The sequence below is a fragment of the Acinetobacter sp. WCHAc060042 genome (assembly GCF_003231195.1).
Classification (GTDB): Bacteria; Pseudomonadota; Gammaproteobacteria; order Pseudomonadales; family Moraxellaceae; genus Acinetobacter.
In genome coordinates, this window is sequence record NZ_QKVN01000001.1 from 151,129 (window position 1) to 164,357 (window position 13,229).

Consider the following 13,229-nt stretch of genomic DNA (forward strand, 5'->3'; position numbering starts at 1 on the left):
TATAAGCTTTATCTGAATTTCAAATACCGCCTAAAACAAAAAAAGCTTTGCGACTTGCAAAGCTTTTTGATGCTTCTCACCCGAAACAGCACTTGTCACAACCTTCAACTTTTTCTCTGGGCCAGTTCATTCTTGCCCGTTTATAAGCCAGCTCATAATTGGCAAAATAACCAATCAGAATTTGATCCTCCGAGCTGGGTAAGTCTTCGCAGCCTAAGGATGCATTATGAATATGATGTACACCTTTTTCACTAGGCTGTTCATTTACAATAAATTTTATCATTTACAGCTCCCCCAAATAATTTTTATAAAGTTCAACTACAAACAAAACCATACAAAAAGTATGTATTTATAAAATTAAACGGATAGCGTATGAAAATCAATCATTATTTTAAAGATGAAACTGAGCCCTAAGTCATATCAAGCTAAAAGGACTAACGTCCACATAACCGAAAAATTAGCCACTCTATTTTTAAAATTTAGAGACCCAGCAACGCTATAAGAAAATGCCCGAGACTATAAGTGTGTGCTGATACTTTGTTGTTTTTTGCGTTTAAACCAACGTATGGCCCAGATCGCCAAAATAATGCCTACAATCACCACTAAAACAGGAACCAGTAATGACAGCACGGACAGTAAAACGGCACCCACCCATTCCACGGTAGACACCAGTGGGTTGGCAACCCCGCCTGTCGTCGCGGTTGAAACCCCTCGAACGGCAACCGTACTCATTTGCACAGCACCTGCTGTACCGCCACCGACAATGATTGCCGCGGCCCAACTGGCAAACTGCGACATTTCCCCACTGCTGACCGCCATAGTGGTGAGTGTTCCTGCGACCATCGCGGCTGGCGTTGCAATGGTGTCTAAAGCATTGTCGACCCATGGTATGTAATAGGCTGCGATTTCACAGACGGTTGCAATGGCTAAGGCGATGCATACCGATGGCATGTTTAACCATTCAAAACCTTGCATGGGTTCGAACCATCCCAGAATAGATGCAATACTCATGACCAAGAGTGGGACAAAGACACGAAAGCCACAGGCAGCACTTAAGCCAATGCCGATACAAAGTCCTAATATGGTTTCCATGTGCTTTTCCTGTGTGGCCTAAGTTGGGATGTTTTTATCTTTTCTTATAACTTAGCAAAAAGCCCTATCGGGTGATAGGGCTTTTCTTTAAAACAGTGGGTAACTGTTAAATCTTTGGCTTAGGCATTCTTATTGTTAAATTGATTGCCTTGGCATTTGGTACACGGGGGTAAACGATCTGTACCAATTTCTAAGTAGACGCGGTGTCCGCATTGAACACAAAAATAGAAGCCTGTTCCAGGTTTTTCGCCAGCAGTAACCATTTTTGTTCTCCATATGTTTAGAAAATGGTATCCCTAGTATATGCATTTTATGATGGATGTCTATTGATCATTTTGACAAATGATGGCGTCATAAATGTAAAAAATGATGTATTTCAAAAATAGCTAAGCTAAATAAAATTTAGTCATGAAAGTGCTGTCAGTAGCTTATATTGTTGTCTTTAGAGCGCTGAATCATAAGTGCATTCGTTTAAGCTGAGATGCATTTGAGTCATGGCATCCATTTTTAGCTTATCCAAAACACTTCTTCCAACAAATAAAAAGCCCTATCTAATGACAGGGCTTGATTCAAAACAGTGATAACTGTTCGCAGTGTGCAACGTAGGCAATCTTGTTGTTAAATTGATGGCCAAGGCATTTGGTACACGGGGGTAAACGGTCTGTACCAATTTCTAAATAAGCGCGGTGTCCGCATTGAACACAAAAATAGAAGCCTGTTCCAGGTTTTTCGCCAGCAGTTACCATTTTTGTTCTTCATGTGTTTTAGAAATGGTGAACAGAGTATAGACAAGCTTTTGAGGTTGTATGGGTCAAATAAAAACATCAGAAGAATTGTCGAATATTGATCGTACATCTTACTTTTTAAGTACAGCTATAATATAAAAATCAATATTAGACTTAACTACCCAACAATAATTCCTCATCAATTTTTTTAGCATCCAAATATTTATCGTTGGATAGCAGAACTCGTAAAACCATTTTTAAAATATTAATAGCAACATCTACCGTTTTTAATTCAACACTCTCTGGAATTTTAATAGTCCTAGTTTTTGTTAAATCTTTAGTTCCATGAACGATGCCCGATCTATAGGAATAGATTTTTTTTACTTTACTAAAAATTTCCTTAGGTATTTCTTTACATTCCTTATCTAATTTTGATAACGCTGCAATGCGCAATGCTAATTTATGGGTCATTTCAGTATTACCATCGTCTGAAAGTAAAACTTCTAAAGCAATCGTGGCATCTAATACCCTATCTTCCTCGTCATGTCTAAGCAGGCAACTATTTAATCGTTTTAAAGCTATTGGAATACTTTTATGATTATTATTTGCTAATTTTCCATAAAAATATTTAACTTTCTCTAACTGCTCTAGATCAAGAGTAGGAAAACTTTGATATAACCAATAACGATCTAATTCAAATTCATTGGGAAATTCTCTGACACTGCAACCATGTATATTTGGTAATTTTTCCTTAAATCCAGATGTCCAATTTTCGGATTCTGAGAATATCTGCGCATAGCCGGTTTTATCGTTATTAACTAATCTTAATGCACTAAAAAAATTTTGAATTATTGTATTAGGATATGCATCTTTATAAGATAAACATTCATAAGCTTCTTTACTTTCATTCTTAACAAAATAATTTTTTATAACTAAGGCATGAGTAGCTCCTGCTAACACACAATCATGCACTAAAACATTATGAGATTTAGCTTCTGCTCTACATAAATGTAACTGATCAGATAACTTCTCAATACTTATTCCATCCATTAAATGATATTTTTCGATATAAAATTTTAAAAAGAGTATTGGTACATATATTGTAATAGGTAATTCTTCTAAAAATGCAAAATTAATTCTTAACCCTATAATTTCTAAAAAATTTGCAAGATTAAAGTCACAACCATAAGTATGTATATACTTATCTAAAATATCTTCTATTAAAAATTGCACATTACTTTTATTAAAATCAATATTAGGAACTTCGATCTTTAAACTAAGCCCAAAATAGCTCAGTAACTCCTCATCTTCACGTATGAAACTATAAAGCTCTATTAAAGTTGAAAAATTGTTCCAATCTATCTCAGGATTTCCTCCATAACCTCTAAATAAACTAGCAAAATCCTTAGGCCCATTATTTCCAAAAGAATTGCTATTCAATCTTGGAAAACCATTTTCTGCAAAACTAAGCGTAGGGAAATTGCTATAAGATAAAATGTATTTTTTCTGGTTTATTCTATCAATAAGTACAGGAAATACTTCCCTTATACATTCTAAAATCAAATCAGTTAATTGTTCCCTTTTACTTTGTTTTATAGCCATGCTGTATTTTCCTATAAAAAGCCCCACTCTAAAGTAGGGCTTTTTTTAAACAATTTCAAATACTTTAAATTAAGCTCTTAATTGCTCTTTCTCTTCTTGGCTTTCCAAGAAGTCCTGCGCAAAGCGTTGCAATACACCACCCGCTTCATATACAGACACTTCTTCTTCAGTATCTAGGCGACAGATTACAGGCACTTCAACAATTTCACTCTTACCTTCATCCGTGGCACGTTCAATCACTAAAGTTAACGTCGAACGTGGCGCAATATTACCAATCACGCTATACAGCTCCGTACCATCTAGCTTTAAAGTTTTACGGTCAACACCCGCTTTAAACTCAAGCGGTAACACCCCCATACCCACTAAGTTAGTACGGTGAATACGCTCAAAACCTTCCGCCACAATCGCTTCAACACCTGCAAGACGAACACCTTTTGCAGCCCAGTCACGGCTTGAACCCTGACCATAATCCTTACCTGCAATAATGATCAACGGTTGCTTACGATTCATATAAGTTTCAATCGCTTCCCACATACGCATTACTTCACCTTCAGGCTCAACACGTGCTTTAGAACCTTGCTTGATCGTACCGTCCGCACGAACCACCATTTCATTAAACAATTTTGGATTCGCAAAGGTTGCACGTTGTGCCGTCAAGTGGTCACCACGGTGTGTTGCATAGGAGTTAAAGTCTTCCTCAGGTACACCCATTTTATGTAGGTACTCACCCGCTGCCGAATCCATCATAATTGCATTCGATGGGGACAAATGATCCGTAGTGATATTGTCAGGCAAGATCGCAAGCGGACGCATATTTGCCAGTGTACGAGGTGCAGCCAAAGCCCCTTCCCAGTACGGCGGACGGCGGATATAAGTACTTTGCGGACGCCAGTCATATAAAGGACTTGCCGCTTTTTCAGTGACACCTAAGTCAAACATTGGAATATACACTTTACGGAACTGTTCAGGTTTCACCGCCTCTTTGACTAAGGCATCAATTTCTTCATCTGATGGCCAAATGTCTTTCAGGTAAATTGGGTTGCCGTCTTTGTCATTTCCTAGTGCATCTTTTTCAATGTCAAAACGAATGGTTCCTGCAATCGCATACGCCACTACAAGCGGAGGTGATGCCAAGAACGCTTGTTTGGCATAAGGATGGATACGACCATCAAAGTTACGATTACCTGAAAGTACCGCAGTTGCATACAGGTCACGATCAATAATTTCTTGTTGTAACTTAGGATCTAAAGCACCTGACATTCCGTTACACGTGGTACATGCATAGGCCACAATTCCAAAACCAAGTTTTTCTAAATCATCCATCACACCTGCTTCTTCAAGGTATAACGCAGCTGCTTTAGAACCTGGTGCAAATGATGATTTCACCCACGGTTTACGGGTTAAACCCAATTCATTGGCTTTACGTGCCAATAAACCTGCGGCAACGGTATTACGTGGGTTTGATGTATTGGTACATGAAGTAATGGCAGCAATAATCACAGCACCATCAGGCATTAAACCATCGGTACGGTTTTCTACCACGCCTGCAATGCCTTTTTCTTTTAAATCTGCTGTAGATACACGTGCATGTGGGTTTGATGGGCCTGCAATATTACGGGTCACTGTTGAAAGACCAAAACGAAGTACACGTGGATATTCTGCCTGAGTCATATCCGATGCCCAAAGACCGATTTCTTTGGCATAGGTTTCAACAAGTGCAACTTGCTCTGCTTCACGACCGGTTAGGGTTAAGTAGTCAATGGTGTTTTGGTCGATATAGAACATCGCCGCAGTTGCGCCATATTCAGGGGTCATATTGGAAATCGTGGCACGATCGCCCACAGACATGCTGTCCGCACCTTCACCGAAGAACTCAAGATACGCACCAACGACACGCTCTTTACGCAAGAATTCAGTCAAAGCCAATACGATATCTGTTGCGGTAATACCCGCTTGACGCTGACCCACCAATTCCACACCGATAATATCTGGAAGACGCATCCAAGACGCACGACCTAACATTACGTTTTCAGCTTCTAGACCACCGACACCAATCGAAATCACACCGAGCGCATCGGTATGTGGTGTGTGTGAGTCTGTACCGACACACGTATCTGGGAATGCTACGCCTTCACGACTTTGCACCACTGGAGACATTTTCTCCAAGTTAATTTGGTGCATGATGCCATTCCCCGCAGGAATCACATCGACATTTTCAAAAGCGGTCTTGGTCCATTCGATGAAATGAAAACGGTCTTCGTTACGACGGTCTTCTACTGCACGGTTTTTCTCAAAAGCATCTGGATCAAAACCACCGTATTCCACAGCTAAAGAGTGATCGACAATCAACTGAGTCGGCACAACAGGATTCACTTTCGATGGGTCACCACCTTGGTCAGCAATCGCATCACGTAGACCTGCAAGGTCAACCAATGCCGTTTGCCCAAGGATGTCATGACACACCACACGTGCAGGATACCAAGGGAAATCATGATCTTGTTTTGAGAAAATCAGTTCTTTTAGTGACTGCTCCAAAATGGCAGGATCACAACGACGCACTAACTGTTCAGCCAATACTTTTGAGGTGTATGGAAGTTTTGCATAAGCGCCTGGCTGAATCTGTTCAACGGCTTCTCGCACATCAAAGTATTCTAGCTGGGTGCCTTGCAGTGGTTTGCGGTGATTATTGTTCATAGCGTTCCTGCCTTTGGTGTTTCATTTTTCTTCACTGTCTTTACTAGACAATTCATCTTTGTCTGCTAGGCATACTACACTGTCGAAAACCCATTTCCCAAATCGTTTATATTTCATAAGCTTAGGTATAAAAACAGGGGGTTTTGAAATATTTAGTTACACTAACTTTTAAATATTTACTCTAAATATGATTTTTTCTGAAAAATAGCGGAAAATAGCCCTAATTCTTTAGTATTAGATTTTAAGGTAGGCGAGCAATTCATGAGCGATCTAGCTTTCTCCTCTTTCACTTTAATTGGTGTAGATGCACTCAAATTTTTACAAGGTCAAGTAACGGTCAACGTTGAAGCTTTAGCTGAAAATACAACGCAATACACTGCCATTTGTGACTTGAAAGGTCGTATCCACTTTGGTTTGTGGCTGACAAAACGTAACCCTGAGCACTTTGAAATTGTCACCACTCAAGACCAGTCGGAAGAGTTTGCGAAACACATTAAAAAGTTTGGTGCCTTCTCTAAAATGAAACTTGAACCTGTGGGTTCAGTTTTTCCAACCTTTACGCAAGACCGTACCACCTTCTCTGCTGAGCCTACCAATATTGCAGCATGGCAAGTGCAAGCCATTACTCATGGTGAAGCGTTTATCGACCAAGCGATTGAGCATGTGTTTCAACCTCAAGAGCTTCGTTTACACCAACGTGAAGGCGTGCACTATGACAAAGGGTGTTACTTGGGTCAGGAAGTGATTGCACGTTTATGGTTTAAAGCCAAACCAAAAGCGTGGCTGCATTTAATTCAGGGTACAGGTAGCGCACCTGCGCAAGCGGAACAGTTGAATAAAGGTATTCAAGTGGTGAATAGTACTGCGATTGATGGCGGTTATGTCGCGTTGGTGGTGGCTCGTCCTGAGTCTTTGAGCGAACTGGATGTGACAGTTTTAGACTTACCGGAACGCTTAAATGGTGATGTGGCACGACCGCAGTAAGCCTTTAAAATTACAAGTAAGTTTATAATTTACTTGTAATTTTCATTAATATAATTAAATCTATAATAAGAGACACTTTATGAAAAAATTGGGGACTGTAATATTAACTTCTGTCTCTTCTATCACTTTTGCTTTTGATTATCCTAAACTATCTAATCCTACTCAGCAAAAGTTTCTAGAACTGTATATCAAAGATCGGAATGATTTAGTAAAAGAAGATTTATTTGCCCCATCAATCACAAAACAAGAATGGCCTTGTCCAATCTCTCAAAAAGAACAGAATAGACTTGCCAATTTATTGTTGAGTAAACCACTAGCTATAGAAGATAAATCAAATACTCGAAAAGATGCAGATAATATCCCATCAAAAGAAACGATAATAATAAACAAAAATGTTCAAATCATTCCAATGAAAGCGGAATGTGTAAATGGAAAAATTATGGGCGAAGTAGAACTTCGAACAGAATATGACAGCCTACTAGAACAATATACAAAAAATACATCAAATAATGTCAGGTTTATATCGAAAATACATAACACCACACTAAGTACGGGAATGATAAAAGATGATAAGTTAGTTGGTACTGCAAAATCTTTTTCTAAGTTCATTACTTATTTAAAAATCGAAACTTCTCCAAACGATGGTAATAAACAATTTAGCGATCCAATTATCACTTTAGAAGTGAAATATAAAGATAATATTGGGAATATGGCATCATTTACAGAGGAAACAGGGTTTTATATTGCAGGCGGTGAGACTCAAAATCTGAGAAGTACTTTTACTTTGGTTATTGATAAAAATCATACACAAAAAATCACATATAAAAATAATCACATATCATCCATTGAGCCTTTTAAAAATGGGCTTCCTCATGGTGATCAGCTAGGCTACCTTGTTGGTATGGACGATAAAATTAATTTAATTCAAGCTGAAATGCCAAGTTCACATCCAAAGTTAGTTACAATCAACAGTACTAACTACATCGAAACACACTTGTGTATGCATGAAGGAGTCGAAGTTGATCAATTCCCATGTGTTGCTAAAAATTAAATTCAAATAGTTATTTGGGTGTGCGGAATCAAAAAATGAATACACTATTTCCGCCTCACATAATAAACCACACCGCCCTTATCATCAGAAAAATAAAATGAATTTGCATCTATACGGTAAATATCCGCGGGCCGACCATAGACATTTTTACCCACTAAAAAACCATCCATAAAGGTCTGTAATTTTTGCCCTTTACGCATAATCACAATTTTATAGCCATGACCAATTGTGGCATCCGTAGAACCATGTAGAGCCACTAAAAAAGAATTTTTGATGACCTCATCTGTGTCTGGATGGCCAAAATAATCAAAACCAAGTGCAGACGAATGCGATGGGAAATAGGCATAAGGAGACGGTACATTTTTACATCCTGTTGAACGTTTAAATTTTGGATCTGCAAAAATTTTACCATTCGACGAATAGCAAGATGGCCAACCATAATCGACATCACGCTTAAGTGCATAAAAAGTTTCATCAGGTTTATGTTTACCTAGATGATCTGCACCTTGATTCGTGGCAAATAAAAATTTACCTATCCATTTCAAACCGACGGCATTACGTAAGCCTGTGGCATAAATCTTTTGTTCCGAACCATCGGGATTCATTTCTAAAACAGTCGCTCTAACTTTTTCTTTTTCGGCACAAGCATTGCAACTTGAACCGATCGAGACATAAATTTTTCCGTTCCCACCTACGGCAATGGTTCGTGTTAGATGCCAGCCCCCATATTTATAACTTAAACCATAATCAGGAAACGTCGCTAGAACTTCAGCTTTGCCCGTGGATTTTATTTCATCTTGGGTAAATTTTCGTCGGGTGAGCTGATGCGTTTCAGCCAAATACACCCAATCTTGTCCTGAAGAATCGGTATAAAATTGGACTGAATTTGGATTTTTTAACCCCGTCATATAAGGAATAATTTTGCCGAATTTTCCCGTTTCAGCACTCCATTCATCCAAAATATAAACGATGCCTTTTTCATTGTCGGTCAAATCGTGCATATCCGTTACAAACATTCTACCATCAGGTGCTTTGCTAAAAAAACGAACGCGTTTTAAACCCTCAGCCGCAGGAACGATTTCATAATTTGCGGGGAGATTTAGAGAAAAACGCTTCCCATTTTTCAAGTTGATTTGATGAGAAACAAGATTGGGCTGCCCTGCTAAAACTGCTATTGAGCAACATAAACATAGAAATAAGATTGACAGTATTTTCTTCATATTGTGATACGTCTCAATTCATCTTATGAAAAGTAAGCTTCTTTTTATATGATATAACTTGAATGATGAGCATAGCGTCAAATGCTTTTTCTAGAAAATCGTATAGGCTATTCATATACAAACTATTATTTTATATTATCTTTTAGCCCAACCACTGCAAACGTCTTTACAGTGGATTAAGGCCTTCATTGTCGTTATATGGCTATACAAAAGTATTGCTTTAGAAATCTATAGCAAGCATCATTCCTTGGATAAAAGACTCACCCAAGGACTTAAACTATTTTTAGAGCCTTATGTAATAGTTCACTCATTTTCAATGAATATTAAATATCAAAAATCATGAAACAATTTATTCATGTCTTTGCAGAGATAGTCTTTAAATGAAAAGTCTCGTGCATGTTTAGCATCAAATTTTGCAGTCACACCGTCTTTTTCAAAGATATACACGCGGTCATCTTTGCTCACTAAAAACTCACCACCCAATTTCATCAATAAGGCATCAATTTTTTCGCCATCTGGAATCGACTCATCGGCCAAAACTTTTAAATAATTTCGCTTAATTGACTTAATAAACATGCTGAACTCACTACTAATTTTCAGCGCTATTTAAACAGAATCGAAGCCATAAACCTAATGAAAAAGCGAAGCCATCAGCTGCTAATATCCATAACACGTTTGAATCCTTCCCACCTTAGAGCATGTGGTTTGTATTGGAAAAATATATTTGGATCAAAATAATCAACGGAAATTTGTAAGACCAAAACACAATTCAGATATTTACATTCACACAATTCAACTTATGATGTGAAATGACTAAAAACAAATACGCACATAGATGGACTTATGTGTACGAAAAAGGTTTATACAGCATGAAGAAAATCGTACTTGCAAGCTTAATTGCTCTTTCTAGCCAGTTTGCACTTGCAGCCACCACCCAAGATACGACCAACCCCGAATTTGCCAAAATTGAAGAAATGGTCAAAGCCAACAATATGACAGGGGCATATCAAGCTTTAGAAAAACTGGCGAAATCTGGCAACCCGCAAGCTATGTATAACTTGGCGTATTTGACGCAAACAGGTCAAGGCACGGCGAAGAATGAGAAGAAAGCCATTCAACTCTACCAAGAGGCTGCAAACAAAGGCTACCCTGTTGCACACTACGTGCTTGCGAAAAACTATGTCACTGGCACTTTAGGCTTGCCACAAGACCTCAACAAAGCCAAACAACACTTTGAAGCTGCCTCTAAACTAGGCTTTGATGATGCAACTGTTGAATATGCCGTGCTGTTATTTTCTGAAAATAAACCAGAGTCTGAAAAGTTAGCCCTGAAGAAACTTGATCCTTTGGTGAAAAAAGGCAACTATCAAGCCATTCATGCACAAGCCTTGTACGACATCAGCACAGGCTTTAAAAACAAACAAGAAGCGCCGATTCAAAAAGGTCTCAACAGCATTCAAGACTTAGCCAAAAAAGGTTACATTCCTGCCCTAATGGCCGTGGGCAATATGTTTGCCAATGGCAATATCATTCCGCAGAACTTACCAGAGGCGAAGAAAATTTTTACTGCTCTAGCCAAAGAAAATGTGCCACAAGCGAAAGAGTCATTAGCGCAGGTTGAAACCATGATGGCGAATCAAGCCAAGTCCCCTGCAACAGCAGCGGTTAAAAAATAAATATTTTCTTCAAAAATACTCTCCAAGGAGAGTATTTTTTTACCACCAAAGACCAATCAAGACACTGACCACCACAAAACTCAATAACGTGCTGATCATCAATGGGGTGAGTGCTTTTTCATTCAAACCATACACTTGCCCAAAAATACCAAATAGAGATGGCATCGGTAAGGCTGCAATCAAGGTCCCTGCATAAATCATCTTTTGGTCCAATGCAGTCAAATAGGTCAGTCCTAAATAAACCAATATTGGCATACAAATATTTTTAGACACCACCAGATAAACCGTTTGCAGGTTAAAAGACTGAATAGTGAGACCGACCATTCCACCACCAATAATAAACAAGGCTAAAGGCGAGGCAGTCTGACCTAACATTGCAAACACTTGGTCGATTAAATGCGGAATTTTAATTTCAAACATCGCACAGCTCATGCCAATCATCACCGACAAGAACAATGGGTTTTTAAATAATGTAAGAAATGTAGTCTTTAAAATGGAAGCAACATTGGCTTGCCTTTGTCGGCCTATTTCAGCCAAAGTGAGCATCAATGGAACCAAAAATACACTTTCAATGATCACCACCAATGAAATATAAATCATCGCTTCACTCCCCATCAGCAGCGTCAAAATAGCGGCCCCCAATAAACCTGTATTGGACATAGATGCACCCAGTGAGAAGACTGAAGCGTGGGTAAAGTGATTATTAAAAAGCTTTTGACCGAGAATAAAAGCCGAAATGAATAAACCAAAAGTCACAACGGCATAAACAAAGAAATAGGACGGATACCAAATTTCATGCAGGTCCTTTGATGCCAAGGCGTGCAGCAATAAAGCAGGTAATGCAATTTTAATAACAAAGGCACTGATTGCTATAATTTGTTCTTTAACAAGCAATTGAATTTTGACCGAAATAAAGCCAAGAAATAGCAAAAAAAAGACTGGAAAAATTACCGAGAAAATCATTCAAGTTATTCCTTTTCCAGATGATGTAAGTAAAGACCTATCCTAGAACACATCTTTACGCAGTTGAAATATTTAAAAAGACTTATGGGCTTAGAACGCAGAAAATAAATCTTTGATTCCATGTGGCTGACACCGTAAATACTGTGGTGCGATAGAGACTTTTCCACCTAGTTCTGCGGCGGCATGCCACGGCCATCGTGGGTCATACAGCATAGCCCGCGCCAGACCAATTGCATCAGCTTCTTGCGCTTCCAAAATATGTTCAGCCTGCTTGGCTTCTGTAATCAGTCCTACCGCAATCACAGGAATTTGCACTGCTTGCTTCACCGCATGAGCAAAAGGTACTTGATATTTGGCCTTGATCTGAATGTTTTGTTCCACATGCAAGCCACCACTTGAGACATGAATATAAGCTGCACCGAGTTGCTCCAATGCCTTGGATAGACCTACCGTTGAATCAATATCCCAACTTTCTGTTGCGGTCGACTCCATCCAGTCAGTTGCAGATAAACGCACGCCCACGGGATAGTTTTCAGGAACGGCTTGTTTAATGGCTTGGAACACTTCTAAGGTAAATCGAATGCGGTTTTCAAAGCTTCCACCATATTCATCCGTCCGTCGGTTTGACAGGGGCGACATGAATTGATGCAGCAAATAGCCATGGGCTGCATGTAGTTCGATCAGCTCAAAACCTGCATCTACTGCACGCACAGCGGCACTGGCAAAGTCATCTATGATGTCTTGCATTTCTGTCACACTCAAAGCATGTGGAGCATGCTCTTCGGGCTTAAAAGGCACATCACTAGCAGACACCGTTTGCCAACCATGCGTCTGATTCGGTTTGATCTGCCCCTTTCCCGACCAAGGACGGTCGGTCGATGCTTTACGCCCTGCATGTGCCAGTTGAATAGCAAAAGGCATTGGGGAGAGTGTTTTGACTTTTTGAAGTAAGGCCTTCATTTGCGCACGTTGCAAATCATTCCACAGTCCTAAGTCTGCAAAACTAATCCGGCCTATCGCTTGTACGGCTGTCGCTTCGACAATGCATAAGCCTGCACCAGACAACGCATAATTGGCCCATTGTTGCTCATGCCAATAGCTGAGTTCACCAGCATCATTGGCAGAGTATTGGCACATGGGCGCAATCACAATTTTATTTGTTAATTTTAAATCCCCAAATTGAATGGGTTGAAATAATAATGACATCACAGCTCTCCCTGTA

12 protein-coding genes and 1 pseudogene are annotated in these 13,229 nt (G+C 39.3%); 3 read left to right on the forward strand and 10 right to left on the reverse strand.

Annotated elements, in window-relative coordinates:
• Positions 1-76 precede the first annotated feature (76 nt).
• The 6 genes and pseudogenes from DPG01_RS00680 to acnD form a co-directional block, all read right to left on the reverse strand.
• The gene (locus DPG01_RS00680) at positions 77-283 is read right to left on the reverse strand and encodes a hypothetical protein (RefSeq protein WP_110973870.1); all 207 of its coding nucleotides are present in this window, start codon (positions 281-283) and stop codon (positions 77-79) included.
• Between the two features lie 233 nt (positions 284-516).
• Positions 517-1,092 (reverse strand): DUF4126 domain-containing protein, encoded by a 576-nt coding sequence (locus DPG01_RS00685; protein WP_110973871.1) that lies wholly within the window; start codon positions 1,090-1,092, stop codon positions 517-519.
• Positions 1,093-1,211: 119 nt separating this feature from the next.
• A complete protein-coding gene (locus tag DPG01_RS00690; RefSeq protein WP_004695201.1) occupies positions 1,212-1,355 on the reverse strand; it encodes a zinc ribbon-containing protein in 144 nt (47 codons plus the stop codon).
• Between the two features lie 357 nt (positions 1,356-1,712).
• Positions 1,713-1,838: pseudogene (locus DPG01_RS18990) on the reverse strand (zinc ribbon-containing protein); the annotation flags it as partial.
• Positions 1,839-1,991: 153 nt separating this feature from the next.
• Positions 1,992-3,419 (reverse strand): HEPN domain-containing protein, encoded by a 1,428-nt coding sequence (locus DPG01_RS00700; protein WP_110973872.1) that lies wholly within the window; start codon positions 3,417-3,419, stop codon positions 1,992-1,994.
• A gap of 69 nt (positions 3,420-3,488) precedes the next feature.
• Positions 3,489-6,113 (reverse strand): Fe/S-dependent 2-methylisocitrate dehydratase AcnD, encoded by a 2,625-nt coding sequence (acnD, locus tag DPG01_RS00705; protein ID WP_110973873.1) that lies wholly within the window; start codon positions 6,111-6,113, stop codon positions 3,489-3,491.
• A 261-nt stretch (positions 6,114-6,374) separates the two neighbouring features.
• On the opposite strand from acnD, the gene DPG01_RS00710 reads away from it, so the two are divergent.
• Together DPG01_RS00710 and DPG01_RS00715 are read left to right on the forward strand one after the other, a co-directional pair.
• Complete coding sequence (locus DPG01_RS00710) at positions 6,375-7,097, forward strand: YgfZ/GcvT domain-containing protein (protein ID WP_086208771.1); 723 nt, start codon at positions 6,375-6,377, stop codon at positions 7,095-7,097.
• Between the two features lie 79 nt (positions 7,098-7,176).
• Positions 7,177-8,148, forward strand: coding sequence for a hypothetical protein (locus DPG01_RS00715; RefSeq protein ID WP_110973874.1), 972 nt, complete (start codon positions 7,177-7,179; stop codon positions 8,146-8,148).
• A 44-nt stretch (positions 8,149-8,192) separates the two neighbouring features.
• On the opposite strand, the gene DPG01_RS00720 is transcribed toward DPG01_RS00715, so the two are convergent.
• Positions 8,193-9,368, reverse strand: a complete 1,176-nt coding sequence (locus tag DPG01_RS00720; RefSeq protein WP_110973875.1) for a PQQ-dependent sugar dehydrogenase — start codon at positions 9,366-9,368, stop codon at positions 8,193-8,195.
• Between the two features lie 330 nt (positions 9,369-9,698).
• A complete protein-coding gene (locus DPG01_RS00725) occupies positions 9,699-9,944 on the reverse strand; it encodes a hypothetical protein (protein WP_004695190.1) in 246 nt (81 codons plus the stop codon).
• Between the two features lie 293 nt (positions 9,945-10,237).
• On the opposite strand from DPG01_RS00725, the gene DPG01_RS00730 reads away from it, so the two are divergent.
• Positions 10,238-11,044 carry a tetratricopeptide repeat protein gene (locus DPG01_RS00730; RefSeq protein WP_110973876.1) on the forward strand — a complete coding sequence of 269 codons (807 nt, stop codon included), beginning with the start codon at positions 10,238-10,240 and terminating at the stop codon, positions 11,042-11,044.
• Positions 11,045-11,083: 39 nt separating this feature from the next.
• Here the strand turns inward: DPG01_RS00730 and DPG01_RS00735 are convergent, their stop codons facing one another.
• Together DPG01_RS00735 and DPG01_RS00740 are read right to left on the reverse strand one after the other, a co-directional pair.
• A complete protein-coding gene (locus DPG01_RS00735) occupies positions 11,084-12,007 on the reverse strand; it encodes an AEC family transporter (RefSeq protein WP_110973877.1) in 924 nt (307 codons plus the stop codon).
• A gap of 90 nt (positions 12,008-12,097) precedes the next feature.
• Positions 12,098-13,213, reverse strand: a complete 1,116-nt coding sequence (locus DPG01_RS00740) for an NADH:flavin oxidoreductase/NADH oxidase (RefSeq protein WP_110973878.1) — start codon at positions 13,211-13,213, stop codon at positions 12,098-12,100.
• Between the last annotated feature and the right edge of the window lie 16 nt (positions 13,214-13,229).

Excerpts from the sequence above, each read along its gene's own strand:
- DPG01_RS00685 (WP_110973871.1), bottom strand. The coding sequence starts at position 1,092 with ATGGAAACCATATTAGGACTTTGTATCGGCATTGGCTTAAGTGCTGCC.
- DPG01_RS00725 (WP_004695190.1), bottom strand. The coding sequence starts at position 9,944 with ATGTTTATTAAGTCAATTAAGCGAAATTATTTAAAAGTTTTGGCCGAT.
- DPG01_RS00740 (WP_110973878.1), bottom strand. The coding sequence starts at position 13,213 with ATGTCATTATTATTTCAACCCATTCAATTTGGGGATTTAAAATTAACA.
- DPG01_RS00720 (WP_110973875.1), bottom strand. The coding sequence starts at position 9,368 with ATGAAGAAAATACTGTCAATCTTATTTCTATGTTTATGTTGCTCAATA.
- acnD (WP_110973873.1), bottom strand. The coding sequence starts at position 6,113 with ATGAACAATAATCACCGCAAACCACTGCAAGGCACCCAGCTAGAATAC.
- DPG01_RS00715 (WP_110973874.1), top strand. The coding sequence starts at position 7,177 with ATGAAAAAATTGGGGACTGTAATATTAACTTCTGTCTCTTCTATCACT.
- DPG01_RS00690 (WP_004695201.1), bottom strand. The coding sequence starts at position 1,355 with ATGGTTACTGCTGGCGAAAAACCTGGAACAGGCTTCTATTTTTGTGTT.
- DPG01_RS00730 (WP_110973876.1), top strand. The coding sequence starts at position 10,238 with ATGAAGAAAATCGTACTTGCAAGCTTAATTGCTCTTTCTAGCCAGTTT.
- DPG01_RS00735 (WP_110973877.1), bottom strand. The coding sequence starts at position 12,007 with ATGATTTTCTCGGTAATTTTTCCAGTCTTTTTTTTGCTATTTCTTGGC.
- DPG01_RS00710 (WP_086208771.1), top strand. The coding sequence starts at position 6,375 with ATGAGCGATCTAGCTTTCTCCTCTTTCACTTTAATTGGTGTAGATGCA.
- DPG01_RS00680 (WP_110973870.1), bottom strand. The coding sequence starts at position 283 with ATGATAAAATTTATTGTAAATGAACAGCCTAGTGAAAAAGGTGTACAT.
- DPG01_RS00700 (WP_110973872.1), bottom strand. The coding sequence starts at position 3,419 with ATGGCTATAAAACAAAGTAAAAGGGAACAATTAACTGATTTGATTTTA.